The sequence below is a fragment of the Nocardioides terrigena genome (genome assembly GCF_003047265.1).
GTDB classification, from domain to species: domain Bacteria; phylum Actinomycetota; class Actinomycetes; order Propionibacteriales; family Nocardioidaceae; genus Nocardioides; species Nocardioides terrigena.
In genome coordinates, this window is the sequence record NZ_PZYY01000005.1 from 399047 (window position 1) to 419038 (window position 19992).

The 19992-nt window shown below is 70.7% G+C and carries 31 protein-coding genes; 23 read left to right on the forward strand and 8 right to left on the reverse strand.

Translation table 11 applies throughout. The features are described from left to right. Window positions 1-71: 71 nt before the first annotated feature. Entirely contained in the window at window positions 72-1265 is a 1194-nt protein-coding gene (tuf, locus tag DAE25_RS13460) for an elongation factor Tu (protein WP_107766674.1), read from the forward strand. Between the two features lie 70 nt (window positions 1266-1335). Here the strand turns inward: tuf and DAE25_RS13465 are convergent, their stop codons facing one another. Then, window positions 1336-2157: an alpha/beta fold hydrolase gene (locus DAE25_RS13465; RefSeq protein ID WP_107766675.1), complete on the reverse strand. Its 822-nt coding sequence runs from the start codon at window positions 2155-2157 to the stop codon at window positions 1336-1338. 46 nt (window positions 2158-2203) lie between these two features. Between DAE25_RS13465 and trmB the strand changes: the two genes are divergently transcribed. Continuing rightward, window positions 2204-2941 carry a tRNA (guanine(46)-N(7))-methyltransferase TrmB gene (gene trmB, locus DAE25_RS13470; protein ID WP_234411034.1) on the forward strand — a complete coding sequence of 246 codons (738 nt, stop codon included), beginning with the start codon at window positions 2204-2206 and terminating at the stop codon, window positions 2939-2941. Window positions 2942-2972: 31 nt separating this feature from the next. On the opposite strand, the gene DAE25_RS13475 is transcribed toward trmB, so the two are convergent. Both DAE25_RS13475 and DAE25_RS13480 read right to left on the reverse strand, forming a co-directional pair. Beyond that, window positions 2973-3359 (reverse strand): hypothetical protein, encoded by a 387-nt coding sequence (locus DAE25_RS13475; RefSeq protein ID WP_107766676.1) that lies wholly within the window; start codon window positions 3357-3359, stop codon window positions 2973-2975. Window positions 3360-3390: 31 nt separating this feature from the next. After that, entirely contained in the window at window positions 3391-4206 is an 816-nt protein-coding gene (locus DAE25_RS13480; RefSeq protein WP_107766749.1) for an RDD family protein, read from the reverse strand. A 23-nt stretch (window positions 4207-4229) separates the two neighbouring features. On the opposite strand from DAE25_RS13480, the gene DAE25_RS13485 reads away from it, so the two are divergent. Beyond that, window positions 4230-5225: a stage II sporulation protein M gene (locus DAE25_RS13485; protein WP_107766677.1), complete on the forward strand. Its 996-nt coding sequence runs from the start codon at window positions 4230-4232 to the stop codon at window positions 5223-5225. Between the two features lie 14 nt (window positions 5226-5239). Here the strand turns inward: DAE25_RS13485 and DAE25_RS13490 are convergent, their stop codons facing one another. Genes DAE25_RS13490 through DAE25_RS13510 form a run of 5 tightly spaced genes read right to left on the reverse strand, consistent with a single transcriptional unit; the run spans window position 5240 to window position 10314 of the window. Continuing rightward, window positions 5240-6529, reverse strand: coding sequence for a DUF58 domain-containing protein (locus tag DAE25_RS13490; RefSeq protein ID WP_107766678.1), 1290 nt, complete (start codon window positions 6527-6529; stop codon window positions 5240-5242). Window positions 6530-6531: 2 nt separating this feature from the next. Then, complete coding sequence (locus DAE25_RS13495; protein WP_107766679.1) at window positions 6532-7503, reverse strand: AAA family ATPase; 972 nt, start codon at window positions 7501-7503, stop codon at window positions 6532-6534. Then, window positions 7500-8618 (reverse strand): DUF4350 domain-containing protein, encoded by a 1119-nt coding sequence (locus DAE25_RS13500; protein ID WP_107766680.1) that lies wholly within the window; start codon window positions 8616-8618, stop codon window positions 7500-7502. The genes DAE25_RS13495 and DAE25_RS13500 overlap by 4 nt, the downstream gene beginning before the upstream one ends. Further along, entirely contained in the window at window positions 8615-9229 is a 615-nt protein-coding gene (locus DAE25_RS13505; protein WP_107766681.1) for a DUF4129 domain-containing protein, read from the reverse strand. Before DAE25_RS13505 ends, DAE25_RS13500 begins: the two co-directional genes overlap by 4 nt. Next, window positions 9226-10314 carry a hypothetical protein gene (locus DAE25_RS13510; RefSeq protein ID WP_107766682.1) on the reverse strand — a complete coding sequence of 363 codons (1089 nt, stop codon included), beginning with the start codon at window positions 10312-10314 and terminating at the stop codon, window positions 9226-9228. The genes DAE25_RS13505 and DAE25_RS13510 overlap by 4 nt, the downstream gene beginning before the upstream one ends. A 472-nt stretch (window positions 10315-10786) precedes the next feature. On the opposite strand from DAE25_RS13510, the gene rpsJ reads away from it, so the two are divergent. From rpsJ to rpmD, 20 genes are all read left to right on the forward strand, one after another. Further along, complete coding sequence (gene rpsJ, locus DAE25_RS13515; RefSeq protein ID WP_007078637.1) at window positions 10787-11095, forward strand: 30S ribosomal protein S10; 309 nt, start codon at window positions 10787-10789, stop codon at window positions 11093-11095. A gap of 10 nt (window positions 11096-11105) precedes the next feature. Then, entirely contained in the window at window positions 11106-11771 is a 666-nt protein-coding gene (gene rplC / locus DAE25_RS13520; protein ID WP_056887113.1) for a 50S ribosomal protein L3, read from the forward strand. A 2-nt stretch (window positions 11772-11773) separates the two neighbouring features. Further along, complete coding sequence (gene rplD / locus DAE25_RS13525) at window positions 11774-12403, forward strand: 50S ribosomal protein L4 (protein WP_107766683.1); 630 nt, start codon at window positions 11774-11776, stop codon at window positions 12401-12403. Continuing rightward, window positions 12400-12702 carry a 50S ribosomal protein L23 gene (rplW, locus tag DAE25_RS13530; RefSeq protein WP_056887115.1) on the forward strand — a complete coding sequence of 101 codons (303 nt, stop codon included), beginning with the start codon at window positions 12400-12402 and terminating at the stop codon, window positions 12700-12702. The genes rplD and rplW overlap by 4 nt, the downstream gene beginning before the upstream one ends. A 24-nt stretch (window positions 12703-12726) precedes the next feature. Beyond that, window positions 12727-13563 carry a 50S ribosomal protein L2 gene (gene rplB / locus DAE25_RS13535; RefSeq protein ID WP_056887116.1) on the forward strand — a complete coding sequence of 279 codons (837 nt, stop codon included), beginning with the start codon at window positions 12727-12729 and terminating at the stop codon, window positions 13561-13563. Between the two features lie 5 nt (window positions 13564-13568). Further along, window positions 13569-13850: a 30S ribosomal protein S19 gene (gene rpsS, locus DAE25_RS13540; RefSeq protein ID WP_056887117.1), complete on the forward strand. Its 282-nt coding sequence runs from the start codon at window positions 13569-13571 to the stop codon at window positions 13848-13850. Next, window positions 13847-14284, forward strand: coding sequence for a 50S ribosomal protein L22 (rplV, locus tag DAE25_RS13545; RefSeq protein WP_107766684.1), 438 nt, complete (start codon window positions 13847-13849; stop codon window positions 14282-14284). The genes rpsS and rplV overlap by 4 nt, the downstream gene beginning before the upstream one ends. After that, on the forward strand, window positions 14284-15123 hold the full coding sequence (rpsC, locus tag DAE25_RS13550; RefSeq protein ID WP_056887119.1) for a 30S ribosomal protein S3: 840 nt from the start codon (window positions 14284-14286) through the stop codon (window positions 15121-15123). Before rplV ends, rpsC begins: the two co-directional genes overlap by 1 nt. Window positions 15124-15128: 5 nt before the next feature. Next, window positions 15129-15548 carry a 50S ribosomal protein L16 gene (gene rplP / locus DAE25_RS13555; protein ID WP_056887120.1) on the forward strand — a complete coding sequence of 140 codons (420 nt, stop codon included), beginning with the start codon at window positions 15129-15131 and terminating at the stop codon, window positions 15546-15548. After that, a complete protein-coding gene (gene rpmC, locus DAE25_RS13560; protein WP_056887121.1) occupies window positions 15548-15796 on the forward strand; it encodes a 50S ribosomal protein L29 in 249 nt (82 codons plus the stop codon). Before rplP ends, rpmC begins: the two co-directional genes overlap by 1 nt. After that, window positions 15793-16068, forward strand: a complete 276-nt coding sequence (gene rpsQ, locus DAE25_RS13565; protein ID WP_056887122.1) for a 30S ribosomal protein S17 — start codon at window positions 15793-15795, stop codon at window positions 16066-16068. Before rpmC ends, rpsQ begins: the two co-directional genes overlap by 4 nt. A 117-nt stretch (window positions 16069-16185) precedes the next feature. Beyond that, entirely contained in the window at window positions 16186-16554 is a 369-nt protein-coding gene (gene rplN, locus DAE25_RS13570) for a 50S ribosomal protein L14 (protein ID WP_056887123.1), read from the forward strand. A 3-nt stretch (window positions 16555-16557) separates the two neighbouring features. Continuing rightward, window positions 16558-16911, forward strand: coding sequence for a 50S ribosomal protein L24 (gene rplX / locus DAE25_RS13575; RefSeq protein WP_056887124.1), 354 nt, complete (start codon window positions 16558-16560; stop codon window positions 16909-16911). Window position 16912: 1 nt separating this feature from the next. After that, a complete protein-coding gene (gene rplE, locus DAE25_RS13580) occupies window positions 16913-17479 on the forward strand; it encodes a 50S ribosomal protein L5 (protein ID WP_056887125.1) in 567 nt (188 codons plus the stop codon). Between the two features lies 1 nt (window position 17480). Further along, window positions 17481-17666: a type Z 30S ribosomal protein S14 gene (locus DAE25_RS13585; protein ID WP_011757321.1), complete on the forward strand. Its 186-nt coding sequence runs from the start codon at window positions 17481-17483 to the stop codon at window positions 17664-17666. A gap of 94 nt (window positions 17667-17760) precedes the next feature. After that, window positions 17761-18168 (forward strand): 30S ribosomal protein S8, encoded by a 408-nt coding sequence (rpsH, locus tag DAE25_RS13590; protein ID WP_056887126.1) that lies wholly within the window; start codon window positions 17761-17763, stop codon window positions 18166-18168. Window positions 18169-18205: 37 nt separating this feature from the next. Further along, window positions 18206-18748, forward strand: a complete 543-nt coding sequence (gene rplF / locus DAE25_RS13595) for a 50S ribosomal protein L6 (RefSeq protein ID WP_056887127.1) — start codon at window positions 18206-18208, stop codon at window positions 18746-18748. A gap of 2 nt (window positions 18749-18750) precedes the next feature. Beyond that, a complete protein-coding gene (gene rplR / locus DAE25_RS13600; protein WP_107766685.1) occupies window positions 18751-19134 on the forward strand; it encodes a 50S ribosomal protein L18 in 384 nt (127 codons plus the stop codon). Between the two features lie 34 nt (window positions 19135-19168). Then, the gene (gene rpsE / locus DAE25_RS13605) at window positions 19169-19810 is read left to right on the forward strand and encodes a 30S ribosomal protein S5 (RefSeq protein WP_107766686.1); all 642 of its coding nucleotides are present in this window, start codon (window positions 19169-19171) and stop codon (window positions 19808-19810) included. Next, entirely contained in the window at window positions 19810-19992 is a 183-nt protein-coding gene (gene rpmD / locus DAE25_RS13610; protein ID WP_056887130.1) for a 50S ribosomal protein L30, read from the forward strand. Before rpsE ends, rpmD begins: the two co-directional genes overlap by 1 nt.

Here is a 19992-nt window from a genome sequence, read left to right on the forward strand (position 1 = left end):
GGCCCTCGGCCCCGCACCACCCCGTTCCACACCCATGAGTTCAAGTACAAACCCAACCAGGAGGAGCCCCAGTGGCTAAGGCGAAGTTCGAGCGGACCAAGCCGCACGTCAACATCGGCACGATCGGTCACATCGACCACGGCAAGACGACGCTGACCGCGGCGATCACCAAGGTGTTGCACGACAAGTACCCGAACCTGAACGAGGCCTCGGCCTTCGACCAGATCGACAAGGCTCCCGAGGAGCGTCAGCGCGGCATCACGATCTCGATCGCGCACGTCGAGTACCAGACCGAGGCGCGCCACTACGCGCACGTCGACTGCCCGGGTCACGCGGACTACATCAAGAACATGATCACCGGTGCCGCTCAGATGGACGGCGCGATCCTCGTGGTCGCCGCCACCGACGGCCCCATGCCGCAGACGCGTGAGCACGTGCTGCTCGCCCGCCAGGTCGGCGTCCCCGCCCTGGTCGTGGCGCTCAACAAGTGCGACATGGTCGACGACGAGGAGCTCATCGAGCTCGTCGAGATGGAGGTGCGCGAGCTCCTCTCCGAGTACGAGTTCGACGGCGACAACATCCCCGTCGTGCGCGTTGCCGCCTTCCCCGCCCTGCAGGGCGACGAGAAGTGGGGCGAGTCGATCCTCGAGCTGATGAACGCGGTCGACGACTCGATCCCGACCCCCGAGCGCGAGACCGACAAGCCGTTCCTCATGCCCGTCGAGGACGTCTTCACGATCACCGGTCGCGGCACGGTCATCACCGGTCGCATCGAGCGCGGCATCGTCAAGGTCAACGAGGAGGTCGAGATCATCGGCATCCGCGAGACCTCGCAGAAGTCGACCGTCACCGGCGTCGAGATGTTCCGCAAGCTGCTCGACGAGGGCCAGGCCGGCGAGAACGTCGGTCTCCTCCTCCGTGGCACCAAGCGCGAGGACATCGAGCGCGGCATGGTCGTCATCAAGCCGGGCACCACGACGCCTCACACCAACTTCGAGGCGTCCGTCTACATCCTCAGCAAGGACGAGGGCGGCCGTCACACGCCGTTCTTCAACAACTACCGTCCCCAGTTCTACTTCCGTACGACTGACGTGACCGGTGTTGTGACCCTGCCCGAGGGCACCGAGATGGTCATGCCGGGTGACAACACCGAGATGTCGGTCGAGCTCATCCAGCCCATCGCCATGGACGAGGGCCTCCGGTTCGCGATCCGTGAGGGTGGCCGCACCGTCGGCGCCGGCCGGGTCGTCAAGATCACCAAGTGATCTGATCCTCAGGCTTCACCAGCGAGGCCCCACTCCTTCGGGAGTGGGGCCTCGTTGCACGTTGCGGACCTCATCCGCGGGTGAGGTCCGCCAGGATCTCCGGCCAGTGCTCGAGGAGCGTGGCCAGGTGGGTGCTCCCCGGTCTCACCACCACCTCGGCGTGCGGGACCCGCTCGGCGAACCACGCGGCTCCCGGCAGCGCACGCCCGTCGCGCTCGCCGTACCAGAGGTGCACGGGGCAGGAGACGGAGGCGACGTCGACGCCCCACGGCCGGCAGAGCAGGGCCGCGTCGCGCAGGTAGCCGTGGTGGTCGGCGAGCGCCTCGCGGATCGAGGCGGCCACCTCGTCGACGGGCATTCCTCGGACCAGCGCGGCGTCCCGGTCCGGGAGCGCGGCGGCCCAGCGGCGGGCGAGGGCCGCGTCGTCCGGGTCGTCGGGGTGCACCCGGGCGACCCACGCCTCGAACTCGGGACGGGCCCGCTCCATCGCGTCCTCGACCGTCCCCTCGGGCGGGGTCCCGCTCATCGGCAGGGTCGCCACGACGCCGAGCGCCGTGGTGCGCCCGGGGTGCCGGACGACGAAGGTCGCGGCGTACCCGCCGCCGACGGACATGCCGAGGGCGGCCACCTCGCGGATCCCGAGCAGGTCGAGCACCGCGGCAGCGTCGTCCGCGGCGGTGGAGTACGTCGAGTCGGCGCGTGCCGAGAGGCCGTAGCCGGGACGGTTGACGCACAGCAGCCGGACGCCGACCTCGCGCGCCGCCTCCTCGCCGGACCGGGCGGCCCACCGCGTGTCGGGGGTGCCGTGGAAGAACAGCACCACCGGTCCGGTGTCGGCTCCTCCCAGCCACAGCTGGACCGGCCGGCCGTCGGGCAGGATGAGCGACTCCACGGGCCCAACCTAGGCCCGGCCAGGACCCGGCTGGGAGAATGCCGTCGTGTCCGACTCGCCCCAGGGCCCCGCCCGCCCCGCCCGTCCCCACCACAAGCTCACCGACGACGGTCGCCGGATGCGCGAGGTCCTCACCTACTCGCGACGCGGGAGCCGCTTCACCCCGCGGCAGGCGGAGGGGTGGGCCGCCCACCAGGCCGACTGGGTGATCCCGGACGAGGCCGTCGACCGCCCGGACTTCGACCTGCTGTCGTGGTGGCCGGACCGGGACGCCCCGCTCGTCGTCGAGGTCGGCTCGGGCGTGGGTGAGGCCACCGCAGTGCTGGCCGCGCAGCGCCCCGACGTCAACGTCCTGGCCCTCGAGGTGTGGACGCCCGGGATCGCCGACGGCCTGTGGCGCGTCGCGGAGGCCGGCGCCGACAACGTCCGCTTCTGCGGGGTGGATGCCGTGTGGTTCCTGGAGCACCTGCTGGCACCCGGCAGCATCAGCGAGCTGTGGACCTTCTTCCCCGATCCGTGGCACAAGAAGAAGCACCGCAAGCGCCGTCTCGTCACGGGACCCAACGCAGCGATGATCGCCGGCCGGCTCGCGCCCGGGGCGCACTGGCGCCTGGCCACCGACTGGGGCGACTACGCCCAGCAGATGATCGAGGTGCTCGACGCCGAGCCGCTGCTCACCGGTGGCCGGGTCGAGCGCTGGGCGGACCGGCCGGTGACCCGGTTCGAGCGCAAGGGTCTCGAGAAGGACCGCGAGATCACGGACCTCACCTACACGCGCACCTGAGTCGACAGGGGCCTGCGGGTCCGCGAGGGGGTCACCGCGGCGAGGTGACCGGCACGCCCGCCTGCTCGAGGAGCCACTCCGTGTGCAGGCGCTCCGCCTCCCGCTCGGTGCCCGGGGGCACCGCGGTGAGGTGGTCGGGGACGCCCAGCGCCCGGCAGGCCTCGGCGAGCACGTCGTCGTACGCCGCGAGCGTCGCGTCGCGTCGCACCTTGCTCGCCCCGGGGACCGGGGCGAGGACCTCGGCGCGGATGCGGTGCAGGTCCGCCACCACGCGCTCGAGGGGGCGTCCGACCGGCTGCGGCGGGCGGTGCCGGTGCCGGCGCGCGAGGCGACCCAGGGAGCCGGCGTACAACGCCCCTCCCACCACCAGGCCGAACACCGCGGTGCACCCCACGACGACCAGCAGGCCGATCACCATGCAGCCACGGTACGCCGCGACCGGACGGGAGTCACCGGCGTGCGGTGAGCCGGTCGCGCAGGGCCGCGTCGCGTCGCAGCCGGACCAGGTCGCGCTCGCGGCGCGACGCGACGACCGCGGCGAGGTAGGCCTGCGGGGAGGTGCCGGGCGGGGGCGGCGGCGCGACGTGGGTCGCCACCAGGTCGGCGAGGCGGACCCCCATCTCGTGGCGGTGCTGCGGGTCCAGGCTTGCCTGCCGGCCGAGGTACTGGCGGACCGCCAGGGCCAGCCCGGTCGGCAGGGCGGACATGTCCGCGGTGCGGGCCCACCGGGCCAGCTCGGGCGGCATCAGCGCCGGCGGTGCCAGCTGGAGCCGGACCCGGCTGCGCACGACGTACGTGCCGGCGGCGTAGTCCCCGAGCCGCTTGCCCTTGGACGACAGCATGGCGGAGAAGAAGGCCGGCACCCCGGAGAAGACGTAGATCTCCACGAACCCGATGAGGGCCCTCACGAAGGCGTGCTGCGCGGTGATCGGCCCGGCGTCGTCGCGCACCGTGCGCAACCCCATCGCCAGCTTGCCGAGCGAGCGGCCACGGGTGAGCGTCTCCACCGTCGTGGGCAGCACCAGGAAGACGAGGATGAGCGTGCCGATGAGGGCCACGTGCGCCAGGGCCCCGTCGGACTGCAGGGACGCGATGCCCAGGACGAGGATCGCGACGACGAGGACGGCGAGGGTGAGCAGCACGTCGACGAGACCGGAGACGATGCGGGCGCCGAGGCTGGCCGGGGGCAGGTCGAGGGCCACGGCCTCGCCGGTGACGTGGTCGTCGGCGGTGAGGCTGGCAAAGGTCGGGCCGGGCTCGGACATCGCCGCCAGCATAGGCTGGCGGCGTGGACCTCGACGCCTACGTGCTCACGCACTCGGCCGACTGGCGACGGCTCGACGAGCTCGCCGGCCGGCGCCGCCTCAGCGGTGCGGAGAGCGACGAGCTGGTCGAGCTCTACCAGCGGGTCGCGACCCACCTGTCGGTGGTGCGCACGTCCGCGCCGGACGCGAGCCTCATCGCGCACCTGTCCTCGCTGCTCGCCCGGGCCCGCCAGCGCACCGTCGGCACCCGCGCGACGACCTGGCGCGGCGTGCGGGACTTCTTCACCCAGCGCTTCCCGGCGGCCCTCTACCGGTTGCGGTGGTGGTGGCTGGGGACTCTCGCGGGCAACGTGGTCGTCATCGCCGTGATGATGTGGTGGCTTCTCGGCAACCCGGCCGTGGAGCAGTCCCTGCTCACCCCCGACGAGGTGGACCAGCTGGTCAGCACCGACTTCGAGGGCTACTACAGCGAGTACGCCGCCTCGCACTTCGCCGCGCAGGTCTGGATCAACAACGCCTGGGTCGCCGCGCTCTGCATCGCCCTGGGGATCCTCGGCGCACCGGTCGTCTGGCTGCTCTTCCAGAACATCGCCAACCTGGCGATCATCGGCTCGATCATGACGCGCCACGACCACGCCGGGCACTTCTGGGGACTGATCCTCCCGCACGGGCTGCTCGAGCTCACCGCTGTCTTCGTGGCCGGGGGAGTCGGGCTGCGGCTCTTCTGGTCCTGGATCGAGCCCGGGTCGCTGACCCGGGCCCAGTCGCTGGCCCACGAGGGACGCACGGCCGGGACGATCGCCCTCGGGCTGGTCGCGGTCCTGGCCCTCAGCGGGGTCATCGAGGGGTTCGTGACCCCGTCGTCGTTGCCCACGTGGGCCCGGGTGGGCATCGGGATCCTGGCCGAGATGGCGTTCTTCGCCTACGTCTTCGTGCTCGGGCGCAACGCGGCCCTGCGCGGGCACACCGGCGACGTCGACGCCGCCCTGCTCGAGGACCGGGTCGCCACCCAGGCCTGAGGTGCGCGGCCGCCTCAGAGCAGGCCGCGTGCCTTGAGGGCCAGGTAGTGGTCCGCGAGGAGCGGCGGCAGCCGCTCGGCGTCCGCGTCGAGCACGTCGACCCCGAGCGTCCTGAGCACGCGGGCCGCGCGCTCGCGCTCGCCGAGGACCTGCGACGCCGCGGCGGCGGCGTACACCTCGTCCAGGGATCCGCGCGTCCCCACCAGGTCGCCCAGGGCGGGGTCCTGCACGGACGCGACGACCACCCGGTGGTGGCGGACGAGCGTCGGCAGGACCGGGAGCAGTCCCTCGTAGACCGCCGCGGGCTCCAGCGGTGTCAGCAGCACCACCAGCGCCCGCTGGCGGCCGAGCCGCGTCACCTCGCCGGCCAGGGCCGACCAGTCGGCCTCGGCGATCACCGGCTCGAGGTCGGCCATCGCCTCCTGCAGCCGGGCCGCGATGTCGCGGGCCCCGGCGGCCCGGACCCGCGACCGGACGGTGCGGTCGCCGGCGAGGAAGTCGACGCGGTCGCCGGCGCGGGCGGCGAGGGCGGCGAGCAGCAGCCCCGCATCCATCGCGGAGTCCAGCCGGGGCACGTCGCCGATGCGCCCGGCCGAGACGCGGGACGTGTCGAGCACGAGCACCACCCGGCGGTCCCGCTCGGGCTGCCACGTGCGGACGACGACCGACCGGTTGCGCGCGCTGGCCCGCCAGTCGATGGAGCGCACGTCGTCGCCGCGGACGTACTCCCGCAGCGAGTCGAACTCGGTGCCCTGGCCGCGCACCCGGACCGCCGCGCGGCCGTCGAGGTCCCGCAACCGGGCCAACCGTGAGGGCAGGTGCTTGCGGGACTCGAAGGCCGGCAGCGAGCGGACCGTGCCCGGGACGTCGAGGGTCGCCTGGCGGCAGGCGAGCCCCAGCGGCCCGGGCACCCGGACCGTCACCCCCACGGCCCGCAGGTCGCCGCGGCGCCGGGGGAGCAGGGGGGTGGTGAGCAGGGCGCGGGCACCGGGACGGAGCACGACCCGGTGCCGGTTGTCGCTGGCTCCGGCGCTGGGCTGCCAGGCGTCGCGGACCAGGGCGCGCACGCCCCGGCCGGTGGCGGAGACGGTGAGGCGCGAGTCGGCGGGCGTCCCGGTCCGGACGGTGCCGGGAGGGCGGCGGGTCACCTCGAGCGTCGCGGGTCGCGGCGCCAGCAGCCAGTCGGCGGCCGTCACCAGGCCGACGAGCAGCAGCCACATCCACACGGTGCTCGCGGCGGGTCGCAGCACGACGGGCACCAGCCCGGTGAGCAGCAGGAGGGGGACGCGCCCGGTGATCGTCATGCTCAGCGCGGCACCGGGACCGAGCCGAGCGCGGAGGCGAGCACGGCGCTGACGTCCACGCCCTCGAGCTCCGCCTCGGGACGCAGCCCGAGCCGGTGGGCCAAGGTGGCGTGGGCCAGGGCCTTGACGTCGTCGGGAGTCACGAAGTCGCGACCGGTCAGCCACGCCCAGGCGCGGGCCGCGCGCAGCAGTGCGGTGGCCCCACGCGGGGACACCCCGAGCGAGAGCGAGGGCGACTCGCGGGTGGCGCGGGCGATGTCCACGATGTAGCCGGTGACCTCGGGGGAGACCTGCACCTCCCGGACGGCGTCCTGGCCGGCGGCGATGTCGTCGGGTCCCGCGACCGCGGTGACGCCGGACGCCGCGACGTCGCGCGGGTCGAACCCCGCGGCGTGCCGGCGCAGGATCTCCAGCTCGGCCTCCCGGTCGGGCACCGGGAGCACCAGCTTGAGCAGGAAGCGGTCGAGCTGGGCCTCCGGGAGCGGGTAGGTGCCCTCGTACTCGACGGGGTTCTGGGTCGCCGCCACCAGGAAGGGGTGGGGCAGCCGTCGCGACACCCCGTCCACCGAGACCTGGCCCTCCTCCATCGCCTCCAGCAGTGCCGACTGGGTCTTGGGCGGCGTCCGGTTGATCTCGTCGGCCAGCAGCAGGTGCGTGAACAGCGGGCCCTCGCGGAAGGTGAGCTCCCCGGCCCGTCCCTCGATGACCATCGACCCGGTGATGTCACCGGGCATCAGGTCCGGGGTGAACTGCACGCGCTTGGTGCCGACGGACAGCGACTGGGCCAGGGTGCGCACCAGGAGCGTCTTGGCCACGCCGGGCACCCCCTCGAGCAGCACGTGGCCGCCGCACAGCAGGGCGACGAGCAGCCCCGACACGGCGGCGTCCTGGCCGACCACCGCCTTGGCCACCTCGGTACGGACGGCCGCGAGGCGGGCGCGGGCCTCCTCGGCCCCGATGGGTCCTGCGGTCATGTGGCACGTACCTCTCTGTCGAGCTCGGCCAACGCGGTGGCCAGGCGGATGAGTTCGTCGTCGCTGCGCGGTGGGGGAGCGGTGTCGTCGAGGAGGGCGGCCACCTCGTGGGCCGGTCGGCCGACGGCGTGGGCGACGTCCCGCACGAGGGCGTCGGTGTCCTGCGGCGGGAGGCCCAGGTGGGCCGCCGCGGTGGTCCGGGTGTGCTGTCGGAGCGCGTGCACGGCGTGCTCCCGGTCGGCGGCGTCGCGGTAGAGACGTCCGCGCGCGTGGGTCGTCTCCAGCGCCCGCACCGTCACCGGGAGGGGCTCGGTGGCGAGCCGTCCGAGCCGGCGACCGCGCCACCAGGCCACGGCCACCATCGTCAGGCCGCAGAGCCACACCGCGGGGAGCAGCCACGGTGGCACGAGGCTGCGCAGGCTCACGCCGTCGTCACCGCTGAGGTCGGCCAGGTCCGGGACGTACCAGACGAGGCGGTCGTCCCCGCCGAGGAGGCGCAGGGCGGCGGTGGCGTTGTCGGCCCGCAGGACCTGGTCGTTCTCCAGGATGCCCGGGGCCCCGAGCAGCAGCAGGCCGTCGTCGGCGGAGGCGAGCCACCAGCCGTCGGGACCGCCGAAGCAGCCGGCGGTGGTGGGCCACGCGGTGGCGAGGTCCACGTCCACCGCCAGGCCCGACAGCACCTCGAGGCCGCCCTCGGTGCAGCCCGCGCTGCGCGGGGAGTCCGGGACCGCGGTGGCGCCCTCGACATCGACGCCCAGCGCGGCGACCGCCCCCGGACCCGGGCCGGCGACCACCACGGTCGCCGCACCCGCGTGGGCCAGGAGGCGTCGGGCGGTGCTGCGGCCGAGGTTGTCGGGGGAGGTGACGAGCACGGTCGTGCCCGCGTCGACCTCCGCGTCCTCGAGCTCGGCGGCCGAGCGGGCCACCTCGACGTCCACGCCCTGGTCGGCGAGCACCCGCGCCACCGCCTGGGCGCCCGTGCCGCCGGGGTTGTCGGGGTCGTGGCTGGCGGAGGTGCGGTTGCCGGTCCCGAGCAGCACCGCCACCAGCAGGGCGGCCAGCGTGCCGGCGCCGATCAGCACCGTGGTGCGGTGGCGCTCCCACCACCCCCTCATGCGGTGCCCGCCAGCTCGTCGTCGAGCGCGAGCACCGATCGCGCCTGGTCCTCGGTGGCCACGCGGTCGCCGTACAGGACGAGGTCGAAGAGCCGGGCCCCCTCGTCGACGTGCTGCGCACGGTCGGGGTACCGGGCGCGGAGGGCGACGGCCAGCTCGTGGGCGGTCGCCCCGGGGGCGTCGTCCAGCAGTCCACGCTCCACCTGGCGCACCGCCAGCGCCCGGAAGCCGTCGACCAGGGCGGTGGAGTGGTCCCCGGAGGAGTACGCCGCCTCGGCACGCGCGCGCCACTCGTCCGCGCCCACCGTGTCGTCGGGGACCGCGGCGGCCCCCTGCCGTCGTACCCCGCGGGAGGCGCGGGTGCGCGTCACCAGCCACACCAGGGCGAGCACGAGCAGCAGGCCGACGAGCATCGCGAAGAACGTGGAGAGCGGCGGCGCGGACGAGGCCGCGTCGAGCGTCCGCACGATCAGTCGCCGCACCCAGTCGAGCACCCTGCCGAGGACGTCGTCCTCGCGGTAGTCGGCCTCCAGCAGCTCGCGGCGCAGCAGCGAGCGCCCCTCGTCCGGCGAGGGGACGAGGGGCGGTTCGGCCGGCACCAGCAGGGTCACGCGCCGATGACCCCGGCCTGCTGCATGAGGGTGATGTCGTGTCCCTCGGTGCGCATCCGCAGGTCGAGGTACTGCAGCGAGGCGACGGCGGTGGTGAACGGTGCCACGAAGGCCGCGGTCACCACGGAGCCGAGCGCCTGGCTCAGGACGAGGACGAGGAGCCCGGCCTCGCTCGGCAGGCCGCCCAGCAGCGCGGCCTGGGAGAGGAAGCTGATGGGCAGGGCGAGCACCGTCCCGGCTGCCTGGGCGATGACCACGGTGAGCAGGGCGATCCCGAAGGTGCGCCAGAAGGCGCCCCGGGTCAGGTGGTAGCCCCGGCTGATCGCACCGAAGACCCCGACCGGCTCCAGCATGAGCGCCGGCACCGGCAGGTAGTAGATGCGCACCCAGAACCACACGACGAAGGCCACGAACAGCGGCACGCTGACGAATCCGTAGACCAGCGGCTCTCGCCAGCCGTCCGCCAGCAGCACGACCGGGATCCAGCTCAGCGCGTAGACGACGATGATGAGGGTGAGGGTCAGCCCGAGCGTGGCGGTGAGGCCGACGAGCCGCCACCGCTTGCCGCGGGTCACGGCCCAGGCCTGCTCGAGGCTGAGACGGCGGCCGATCGCCGCGGCGGCGACCACGTGGGCGATCATCCCGCCGACCAGGATGAGCCCGATGGTCTGCAGGGCCGTCCCGAGGCCCAGCGACCCGAGGGAGCCGACCAGCCCGCCGACGTCGCCGCTCAGCTCGCCGGTGTCGTCGACCTGCAGGGACAGGTCGAGGCCGAGGCTGAGGAACGTCGTCACGAGGACGGGGATCGCCATGGCGACCGCGGCGACGAGCACCGCGGAGCCGACGGTGGCCTTGGGGTTGAAGCGGATGATCCGGAACGCCGCGTCGTACATGTCCGAGAGCGTGAGCGGGCGCAGCGGCACCGCGCCGGGCTTGTGGGCGGCGCCGAGCATCCCGGGTGGTGCCGGGCGGGGGACCGTCGCCGGCTGCTGTCCGTACGACGCGACGTACGGCGCCGCGGGCTGGCTGCCGGGCGGTGGTGGCTGCTGCCCGGGGGACCCGGGCGGCGGGAACTGCTCGGTCATCGGACCCCCGTCTCGTGAGTGCGCCAATCCTGTCAGGTCCGGTGACACCGCGCCCCGGGACGGGCGTTCCGGTGCCGCGGACGTTTCGATTTGGCGCACTCCCGGATCTCTGCCAAGATATCCAGGTTGCTCCGGCGGGTCCCACCAGACCACGTGCACGGATGCGGCACCACATTGATCACTGAATCGCGTCTCCCGGATCGATCTCAGTGCTCTGCGTGCGCCGCACCGGCTCGATCGTCTGGCGGAGGCCCGATCAGCCCGACGAACCGGTCGGGTGCCACCCGCAACACCGTCGAGACTCGCGTCTCGTGTCGTGCCAACACCGGCGACACGCCCGACCGCGGGGGTCGGCGGAGGTGGTGGAGAGACAGGCGGTGCGGCCTCACCCGACGAGGCCGTGTCGTGAAACAAGGACCAGAACGCGGTACCTCCTGGCGGGGTACGAGATCGATAAGGACGAGAGAGACCTATGGCGGGACAGAAGATCCGCATCAGGCTCAAGGCCTATGACCACGAGGTGATCGACACCTCGGCGCGCAAGATCGTGGACACCGTCACCCGCACGGGTGCGAAGGTCGCCGGCCCCGTGCCGCTGCCGACCGAGAAGAACGTGTTCTGCGTCATCCGCTCGCCCCACAAGTACAAGGACTCACGCGAGCACTTCGAGATGCGCACGCACAAGCGCCTCATCGACATCATCGACCCCACGCCGAAGACGGTCGACTCGCTCATGCGTCTCGACCTGCCTGCTGGTGTCGACATCGAGATCAAGCTCTGAGGTATCTGCGATGACCGGAACTTTTGAACGCAATGTCAAGGGACTGCTGGGCACCAAGCTCGGCATGACCCAGCTCTGGGACGAGAACAACATCGTCGTCCCCGTGACCGTGATCGCTGCTGCGACCAACGTCGTGACCCAGGTCCGCTCGCCCGAGACCGATGGCTACAACGCCATCCAGGTCTCGTACGGCGAGATCGAGGCCCGCAAGGTCAACAAGCCCGAGGCCGGCCACTTCGGCAAGGCCGGGGTGACCCCGCGTCGTCACGTCGTCGAGATCCGCACGTCCGACGCCGCGTCGTACTCCGTGGGCCAGGAGCTCTCTCCCGAGCTCTTCGCGGCCGGCGACGAGATCGACGTGACCGGCACCAGCAAGGGCAAGGGCTACGCCGGTGTCATGAAGCGTCACGGCTTCCATGGTGTCGGTGCCTCCCACGGTGCCCACCGCAACCACCGCAAGCCGGGCTCGATCGGTGCCTGCGCCACGCCGGGCCGTGTCTTCAAGGGCACGCGCATGGCCGGTCGCATGGGTAACGACACCGTCACGACCCAGAACGTCACGGTCCACGCCGTCGACGCCGAGAAGGGCCTGATCCTGCTCAAGGGTGCCGTTCCCGGCCCCCGCGGCGGTCTCGTGGTCATCCGCTCGGCTGCCAAGAAGACGCAGGAGGCCTGAGCATGGCTGTCAAGACCGTCAAGGTTGACTTCCCCGCCGACATCTTCGGCGTCGAGGTCAACGTCCCGCTGATCCACCAGGTCGTCGTGGCCCAGCAGGCCGCGGCCCGCCAGGGCACGCACTCGACCAAGCGTCGCGGCGAGGTTCGCGGCGGTGGCCGCAAGCCCTACAAGCAGAAGGGCACCGGCCGCGCCCGTCAGGGCTCGACCCGCGCTCCTCAGTTCGCCGGTGGTGGCATCGTGCACGGCCCCAAGCCGCGCGACTACGACCAGCGCACGCCCAAGAAGATGAAGGCCGCCGCCCTGCGCGGTGCCCTCTCGGACCGGGCCCGCAACGGTCGCATCCACGTCGTGGACGGCCTGGTCTCCGGTGACAAGCCGTCGACCAAGCTCGCGCTCACCTCGCTGGCCACGCTCAGCGACCGGGTGCGCTTCCTCGTGGTGCTCGAGCGCTCCGACGCGCTGACCTGGCTCTCGCTGCGCAACGCGCAGCAGGTGCACATCGTCGCCGTCGACCAGCTCAACACCTACGACGTGCTGGCGTCCGACGACGTGGTCTTCACGCAGGGCGCCTACGACGCCTTCGTGAACGGCACCGCGAGCAGCTCCCAGGCCCAGGAGGACGACAAGTGAGCACCCTGCACAAGGACCACCGCGACATCCTGATCGCGCCGGTCGTCTCCGAGAAGAGCTACGGGCTCCTCGACGCCAACAAGTACACCTTCATCGTCCGTCCGGACGCCAACAAGACCGAGATCAAGATCGCGGTCGAGAAGGTCTTCAACGTCAAGGTGACCTCGGTCAACACGATCAACCGCCAGGGCAAGACCCGCCGTACCCGCACCGGGCTCGGCAAGCGCGCCAACACCAAGCGCGCCATCGTCAGCCTGGCTGAGGGTCACCGCATCGACATCTTCGGCCAGGTCGGCTGACCGCCGGAATAGGACTGATCACACATGGCAATCCGCAAGTACAAGCCGACCACCCCGGGCCGTCGCGGCTCCTCGGTGGCCGACTTCGTCGAGATCACCCGGACCACGCCGGAGAAGTCGCTGACGCGTCCGCTGCCCAAGAAGGGCGGCCGTAACAACCAGGGCCGGATCACCACCCGGCACCAGGGTGGCGGCCACAAGCGCGCGTACCGCATCATCGACTTCCGTCGCTACGACAAGGACGGCGTTCCGGCCAAGGTCGCTCACATCGAGTACGACCCCAACCGCACCGCGCGCATCGCGCTGCTGCACTACGCCGACGGCGAGAAGCGATACATCATCGCGCCGAAGGACCTGTCGCAGGGCACTGCCGTCGAGTCGGGCGCCAACGCCGACATCAAGCCGGGCAACAACCTCCCGCTGCGCAACATCCCCGTCGGTACGACGATCCACTGCGTGGAGCTGCGTCCCGGCGGCGGCGCGAAGATCGCCCGCTCGGCCGGCAACTCGGCCCAGCTGGTCGCCCGTGAGGGCAGCCGCGCGACGCTCCGCATGCCCTCGGGCGAGATGCGGTACGTCGACGTCCGGTGCCGCGCCACGGTGGGCGAGGTCGGCAACGCCGAGCAGTCCAACATCAACTGGGGCAAGGCCGGCCGCATGCGCTGGAAGGGCAAGCGCCCGACCGTCCGTGGTGTCGTCATGAACCCGGTCGACCACCCGCACGGTGGTGGTGAGGGCAAGACGTCCGGTGGTCGCCACCCGGTGTCGCCCTGGGGCCAGCCGGAGGGCCGCACGCGCAAGCGCAAGGCCTCCGACTCCCAGATCATTCGTCGTCGCAAGTCCGGCAAGGGTAGGAAGTAACCGACATGCCTCGCAGCCTGAAGAAGGGCCCCTTCATCGACGACCACCTTCAGAAGAAGGTGGACGCCGAGAACGCGAAGGGCAGCCACAACGTCATCAAGACGTGGTCGCGCCGGTCGATGATCGTGCCCGACATGATCGGCCACACCATCGCCGTGCACGACGGTCGCAAGCACGTTCCCGTGTTCGTCACCGACTCGATGGTCGGTCACAAGCTCGGTGAGTTCGCTCCGACGCGCACCTACAAGGGTCACGTCAAGGAAGACCGGAAGGGGAAGCGTCGATGAGTGTCACCGAGCGCCGGCGCACCAGCGCCCGCCGCGAGACCCTGCTGGGTGACCAGCCGGGCGCCTTCGCGGCCGCCCGCTTCGTGCGGATCACCCCCATGAAGGCCCGCCGTGTCGTCGACATGGTCCGCGGTCTTCCCGTCGACGAGGCCCTGGCCCTGCTGCAGTTCGCTCCGCAGGCCGCCTCCGAGACCGTCTACAAGGTGCTGGAGAGCGCCATCGCCAACGCCGAGACCACCGAGGGCCTCGCCACCGACGACCTGGTCGTCTCGGTCGCGATGGTCGACGAGGGCCCGACGATGAAGCGTTGGCGTCCGCGTGCGCAGGGTCGTGCGACCCGGATCAACAAGCGCACCAGCCACATCACTCTCGCGGTGCAGCCGGCCGAGGTCGCCGCTGCCAAGACCGTGAAGAAGAACGGAAAGGGTGCCTGATGGGCCAGAAGATCAACCCGAACGGCTTCCGTCTCGGCATCTCGACCGACCACAAGAGCCGCTGGTACGCCGACAAGCTGTACAAGGCGTACGTCGGCGAGGACGTCGCCATCCGCAAGCTGCTCTCCAAGGGCATGGAGCGGGCCGGCATCTCCAAGGTGGAGATCGAGCGCACCCGTGACCGCGTGCGCGTCGACATCCACACCGCGCGTCCCGGCATCGTCATCGGTCGCCGTGGCGCCGAGGCCGACCGCATCCGCGGCGAGCTCGAGAAGCTCACCGGCAAGCAGGTGCAGCTCAACATCCTCGAGGTCAAGCAGCCCGAGATCGACGCCCAGCTCGTCGCCCAGGGTGTCGCCGAGCAGCTCGCGGGTCGCGTGCAGTTCCGCCGTGCCATGCGCAAGGCCATGCAGACCTCGATGCGCTCGGGTGCCAAGGGCATCCGGATCCAGTGCTCCGGTCGACTCAACGGCGCCGAGATGTCGCGCACCGAGTTCTACCGCGAGGGTCGCGTCCCGCTGCACACGCTGCGTGCCGACATCGACTACGGCTTCTACGAGGCCAAGACGACCTTCGGCCGCATCGGCGTGAAGGTCTGGATCTACAAGGGCGAGGTCGCCGGCACCCGTGCCGAGCGCCAGGCCCAGGCTGCTGCCCGCGCCGGTGCGCCGGGTCGCGGCGGCAGCAACCGTCCCGCCCGTGGCGGCGAGCGTCCGAGCCGTGGCTCGCGCGCCGACCGTCCGGCCCGCAGCGACCGTACCGACGCTCCGGCGACCGAGGCTCCGGCCGAGGCGACCGCCGGTGCCGGTGAGGCCGCCTCCACCGGACAGGAGGGCTGAGGACCATGCTGATGCCCCGTCGTGTCAAGCACCGCAAGCAGCACCACCCCAAGCGGACCGGTGCGGCCAAGGGTGGCACGAAGCTCGCCTTCGGCGACTTCGGCATCCAGGCGGTCGAGGGTCACTACGTCACGAACCGCCAGATCGAGTCGGCTCGTATCGCGATGACCCGTCACATCAAGCGTGGCGGCAAGGTGTGGATCAACATCTACCCCGACCGCCCGCTGACCAAGAAGCCTGCCGAGACCCGCATGGGTTCCGGTAAGGGTTCCCCCGAGTGGTGGGTTGCCAACGTCAAGCCCGGCCGCGTCATGTTCGAACTTTCCGGTGTCGACGAGGTGACTGCTCGTGAGGCCATGCGCCGCGCGATGCACAAGCTTCCGATGAAGTGCCGGTTCGTCTCCCGCGAGGCAGGTGAATTCTGATGGCAACAAGCAAGCTGAACGCCCACGAGCTCGACGAGCTCAACCCGGTCGACCTCGAGGCCAAGCTGCGGGAGGCCAAGGAGGAGCTGTTCAACCTCCGCTTCCAGGCGGCCACCGGCCAGCTCGAGAGCCACGGCCGGCTCCGCACGGTCAAGAAGGACATCGCCCGGATCTACACCGTGGTGCGCGAGCGTGAGCTCGGAATCCGCGCCACCCCGGGCACGAGCACTGAAGAGGCAAGCGCATGAGCGAGACGACTGAGAGCACCCCGCGCAACTCGCGCAAGGTCCGTGAGGGCCTGGTGGTGAGCGACAAGATGGACAAGACCATCGTCGTCACCGTCGAGGACCGTGTGAAGCACGCCCTCTACGGCAAGGTCCTGCGCAAGACCTCGCGCCTGAAGGCACACGACGAGGACAACCAGTGCGGCATCGGCGACCGGGTCCTGATCATGGAGACCCGCCCGCTGTCCGCCACGAAGCGCTGGCGCCTGGTCGAGGTCCTCGAGAAGGCCAAGTGACCTGAGACCGACAGCCTCGTGCTGCTCGGCCTCCCGCTACATCTTCCACACATCAGTTCGGCCAGGCTCGCTCCCCGCTGAGAGGGCGAGAACCAGCTCGACAACCAGGAGAAATCAATGATCCAGCAGGAGTCGCGACTCAAGGTCGCCGACAACACCGGTGCGAAGGAGATCCTGTGCATCCGTGTTCTCGGTGGCTCGGGCCGTCGCTACGCCGGCATCGGTGACGTCATCGTCGCCACCGTCAAGGACGCGATCCCCGGTGGCAACGTCAAGAAGGGCGACGTCGTCAAGGCCGTGATCGTGCGCACCGTCAAGGAGCGCCGCCGCGCCGACGGTTCCTACATCCGCTTCGACGAGAACGCCGCCGTCATCCTCAAGAACGACGGTGAGCCTCGGGGCACGCGCATCTTCGGCCCCGTCGGTCGTGAGCTGCGCGAGAAGCGCTTCATGAAGATCATCTCGCTCGCCCCGGAGGTGTTGTGAGAGATGGGTAAGAACACCATGAACATCAAGAAGGGCGACACCGTCAAGGTCATCGCCGGCAAGGACAAGGGTGCCCAGGGCAAGGTCATCTCGGTGCTCCGCGAGGAGCAGCGGGTGATCGTCGAGGGTGTCAACCGCGTCAAGCGCCACACCAAGGCCGTCCAGGGTGGCAACACCGGCGGCATCATCACCGCCGAGGCCCCGATCCACGTCAGCAACGTGATGCTGGTCGAGGGTGACGACGTCACCCGCCTCGGCTTCCGTCGCGACGAGGTCACCAAGCGTCGCCCCGACGGCTCGACGTACTCCGCGGAGCGCTCCGTGCGCATCTCGCGCAAGACCGGGAAGGAGATCTGAGATGACCGAGACCACCGACAAGGTCACCCCGCGTCTCAAGACCCGCTACCGCGAGGAGATCATCCCCGCGCTGCAGTCCGAGTTCGACATCAAGAACATCATGCAGGTCCCCGGTCTCACCAAGATCGTGGTCAACATGGGTGTCGGCGAGGCCGCTCGCGACTCCAAGCTGATCGAGGGCGCCATCAAGGACCTCACCGCGATCACCGGTCAGAAGCCGTCGGTCACCAAGGCCCGCAAGTCCATCGCGCAGTTCAAGCTCCGCGAGGGCATGCCGATCGGTGCGCACGTCACGCTGCGCGGCGACCGCATGTGGGAGTTCCTCGACCGCCTGCTCTCGCTGGCGCTGCCCCGCATCCGTGACTTCCGTGGGCTCTCGCCCAAGCAGTTCGACGGCCGCGGCAACTACACCTTCGGTCTCACCGAGCAGGTCATGTTCCACGAGATCGACCAGGACAAGATCGACCGGTCGCGAGGCATGGACATCACCGTCGTGACCACCGCGACCACCGACGACGAGGGTCGTGCGCTGCTCAAGCAGCTCGGCTTCCCCTTCAAGGAGAACTGACATGGCAAAGACTGCGCTCAAGGTCAAGGCCGCCCGCAAGCCCAAGTTCGCGGTGCGCGGCTACACCCGCTGCCAGCGCTGCGGCCGTCCGAAGGCGGTCTACCGCAAGTTCGGGCTGTGCCGCATCTGCCTGCGGGAGATGGCGCACCGGGGCGAGCTGCCCGGCGTGACCAAGTCCTCCTGGTGACCTGTCCTCCCTCCTCACCCCTTCTAAAACGATCGCTGCAGGTCGCGCCTGAGATGCAGGCGCGAAACCACGGTGGAGAAAGGGCCTCACGGCCATGACGATGACTGACCCGATCGCAGACATGCTCACGCGTCTGCGCAACGCCAACCAGGCGTTCCACGACGAGGTGTCGATGCCTTACAGCAAGATGAAGGCCGGCCTCGCCGAGATCCTCCAGCAGGAGGGCTACATCACGTCGTTCGACGTCAAGGAGCCCTCCGAGGGAGAGGTCGGCAAGACGCTGACCGTCACCCTGAAGTACGGCCGCAACCGCGAGCGTTCCATCGCAGGTGTGCGCCGCATCAGCAAGCCCGGCCTCCGGGTGTACGCCAAGAGCACGGGCCTGCCCAAGGTGCTCGGCGGCCTGGGTGTCGCGATCATCTCGACCAGCCAGGGCCTGCTCACCGACCGTCAGGCGAACCAGAAGGGCGTGGGCGGCGAAGTCCTCGCCTACGTCTGGTGACCCCGGACCACTGAGACCAAGAAGGAGATAGAGAAGCATGTCGCGTATTGGCAAGCTCCCCATCACGGTCCCGTCCGGTGTCGACGTCGCGATCGACGACGCGCTGGTGACCGTCAAGGGCCCCAAGGGCACGCTGAGCCACACCGTGGCCCAGCCCATCAAGGTGGCGAAGTCCGAGGACGGCGTCCTCGAGGTGACCCGCCCCAACGACGAGCGTGAGAGCCGTTCGCTCCACGGTCTGACCCGCACCCTGATCAGCAACATGGTGGTGGGTGTCACCGAGGGCTACGAGAAGAAGCTCGAGATCGTGGGCGTGGGTTACCGCGTGCTGCCCAAGGGCCCCACGCAGCTCGAGTTCCAGCTCGGCTACAGCCACCCCATCGTGTTCGACGCCCCCGAGGGCATCACGTTCACCACCGAGGGCCCGACCAAGCTCGGCGTCGTCGGCATCGACAAGCAGCTCGTGGGTGAGGTCGCGGCCAAGATCCGCAAGCTGCGCAAGCCGGAGCCCTACAAGGGCAAGGGCGTCCGTTACTCCGGCGAGCACATCCGCCGCAAGGTCGGAAAGGCTGGTAAGTGACCATGGCGATCTCGCTGTCCAACAACAAGCACACCGCCGCACGCGTCAAGTCGCGCCTGCGTCGTCAGGTCCGTGGTCGCAAGCGCGTCTCCGGCACCGCCGAGCGCCCGCGCCTGGTGGTCACCAAGTCGGCCCGGCACCTCACCGTGCAGGTCGTCGACGACCTGCAGGGTGCCACGCTCGTCCACGCCTCCACCATGGAGGCCGACGTGCGCGCCGCCGACGGTGACAAGACCGCCAAGGCCAAGAAGGTCGGCGAGCTCGTTGCCGAGCGTGCCAAGGCCCAGGGTGTCGACGCGGTCGTCTTCGACCGTGCCGGCAACAAGTACCACGGTCGCATCGCGGCCCTCGCCGACGCCGCCCGTGAGGGCGGACTGTCGTTCTGATCGCCGAACCAGTTTTTCGAAAGAGGAGAATCTCATGAGCGGAGCCCAGCGCGGACAGCGTGGTGGCGAGCGCCAGGGCAACGACCGTCGCGGACGCGACAATGGTCGGGGCCAGGGTGCTGAGAAGACCGCCTACATCGAGCGCGTCGTTGCGATCAACCGAGTCGCCAAGGTCGTGAAGGGTGGTCGTCGCTTCAGCTTCACCGCCCTCGTGATCGTCGGCGACGGCGATGGTCTGGTCGGCGTCGGCTACGGCAAGGCGAAGGAAGTTCCTGCGGCGATCGCCAAGGGTGTCGAGGAGGCCAAGAAGGCATTCTTCAAGGTCCCCCGCATCCAGGGCACCATCCCGCACCCGGTGCAGGGCGAGAAGGCAGCGGGCGTCGTCCTGCTGCGCCCGGCGTCCCCCGGTACCGGCGTCATCGCCGGTGGCCCGGTGCGCGCCGTGCTCGAGTGCGCCGGCATCCACGACGTGCTGAGCAAGTCGCTCGGCTCGTCCAACCAGATCAACATCGTGCACGCGACCGTCGAGGCGCTGCGGATGCTGGAGGAGCCCGAGGCCGTGGCGGCTCGCCGCGGCAAGCGGGTCGAGGACGTCACCCCGGCTGCGATCCTGAAGGCCCGCGAGGCCGGTCGCGAGGAGGCCGCTGCGGCGGCCGCTGCGGGGGTGTCCTCCTGATGGCGCAGCTCAAGGTCCAGCAGAAGCGCGGACTGGTCGGCCTCAAGGCCAACCAGCGCGAGACGCTGCGCTCGCTCGGTCTCAAGCGGATCGGCGACGTGGTCGTCAAGGAAGACCGCCCGGAGATCCGGGGCATGGTCAACACTGTCCGTCACCTGGTGACGGTCGAGGAGGTCGACTGA

Coding starts and splice junctions, on each gene's coding strand:
- rpsE (WP_107766686.1), top strand. CDS start 19,169: ATGAGCGGAGCCCAGCGCGGACAGCGTGGTGGCGAGCGCCAGGGCAAC.
- rplR (WP_107766685.1), top strand. CDS start 18,751: ATGGCGATCTCGCTGTCCAACAACAAGCACACCGCCGCACGCGTCAAG.
- rplP (WP_056887120.1), top strand. CDS start 15,129: ATGCTGATGCCCCGTCGTGTCAAGCACCGCAAGCAGCACCACCCCAAG.
- rpmC (WP_056887121.1), top strand. CDS start 15,548: ATGGCAACAAGCAAGCTGAACGCCCACGAGCTCGACGAGCTCAACCCG.
- rpsC (WP_056887119.1), top strand. CDS start 14,284: ATGGGCCAGAAGATCAACCCGAACGGCTTCCGTCTCGGCATCTCGACC.
- DAE25_RS13500 (WP_107766680.1), bottom strand. CDS start 8,618: ATGAGGGGGTGGTGGGAGCGCCACCGCACCACGGTGCTGATCGGCGCC.
- rplV (WP_107766684.1), top strand. CDS start 13,847: ATGAGTGTCACCGAGCGCCGGCGCACCAGCGCCCGCCGCGAGACCCTG.
- rpsH (WP_056887126.1), top strand. CDS start 17,761: ATGACGATGACTGACCCGATCGCAGACATGCTCACGCGTCTGCGCAAC.
- rplX (WP_056887124.1), top strand. CDS start 16,558: ATGGGTAAGAACACCATGAACATCAAGAAGGGCGACACCGTCAAGGTC.
- rplN (WP_056887123.1), top strand. CDS start 16,186: ATGATCCAGCAGGAGTCGCGACTCAAGGTCGCCGACAACACCGGTGCG.
- rpsS (WP_056887117.1), top strand. CDS start 13,569: ATGCCTCGCAGCCTGAAGAAGGGCCCCTTCATCGACGACCACCTTCAG.
- rplF (WP_056887127.1), top strand. CDS start 18,206: ATGTCGCGTATTGGCAAGCTCCCCATCACGGTCCCGTCCGGTGTCGAC.
- DAE25_RS13475 (WP_107766676.1), bottom strand. CDS start 3,359: ATGGTGATCGGCCTGCTGGTCGTCGTGGGGTGCACCGCGGTGTTCGGC.
- DAE25_RS13585 (WP_011757321.1), top strand. CDS start 17,481: ATGGCAAAGACTGCGCTCAAGGTCAAGGCCGCCCGCAAGCCCAAGTTC.
- rpsQ (WP_056887122.1), top strand. CDS start 15,793: ATGAGCGAGACGACTGAGAGCACCCCGCGCAACTCGCGCAAGGTCCGT.
- rplC (WP_056887113.1), top strand. CDS start 11,106: ATGACCGGAACTTTTGAACGCAATGTCAAGGGACTGCTGGGCACCAAG.
- rpmD (WP_056887130.1), top strand. CDS start 19,810: ATGGCGCAGCTCAAGGTCCAGCAGAAGCGCGGACTGGTCGGCCTCAAG.
- rplB (WP_056887116.1), top strand. CDS start 12,727: ATGGCAATCCGCAAGTACAAGCCGACCACCCCGGGCCGTCGCGGCTCC.
- rplD (WP_107766683.1), top strand. CDS start 11,774: ATGGCTGTCAAGACCGTCAAGGTTGACTTCCCCGCCGACATCTTCGGC.
- DAE25_RS13480 (WP_107766749.1), bottom strand. CDS start 4,206: ATGTCCGAGCCCGGCCCGACCTTTGCCAGCCTCACCGCCGACGACCAC.
- rpsJ (WP_007078637.1), top strand. CDS start 10,787: ATGGCGGGACAGAAGATCCGCATCAGGCTCAAGGCCTATGACCACGAG.
- DAE25_RS13490 (WP_107766678.1), bottom strand. CDS start 6,529: ATGACGATCACCGGGCGCGTCCCCCTCCTGCTGCTCACCGGGCTGGTG.
- DAE25_RS13495 (WP_107766679.1), bottom strand. CDS start 7,503: ATGACCGCAGGACCCATCGGGGCCGAGGAGGCCCGCGCCCGCCTCGCG.
- DAE25_RS13510 (WP_107766682.1), bottom strand. CDS start 10,314: ATGACCGAGCAGTTCCCGCCGCCCGGGTCCCCCGGGCAGCAGCCACCA.
- rplE (WP_056887125.1), top strand. CDS start 16,913: ATGACCGAGACCACCGACAAGGTCACCCCGCGTCTCAAGACCCGCTAC.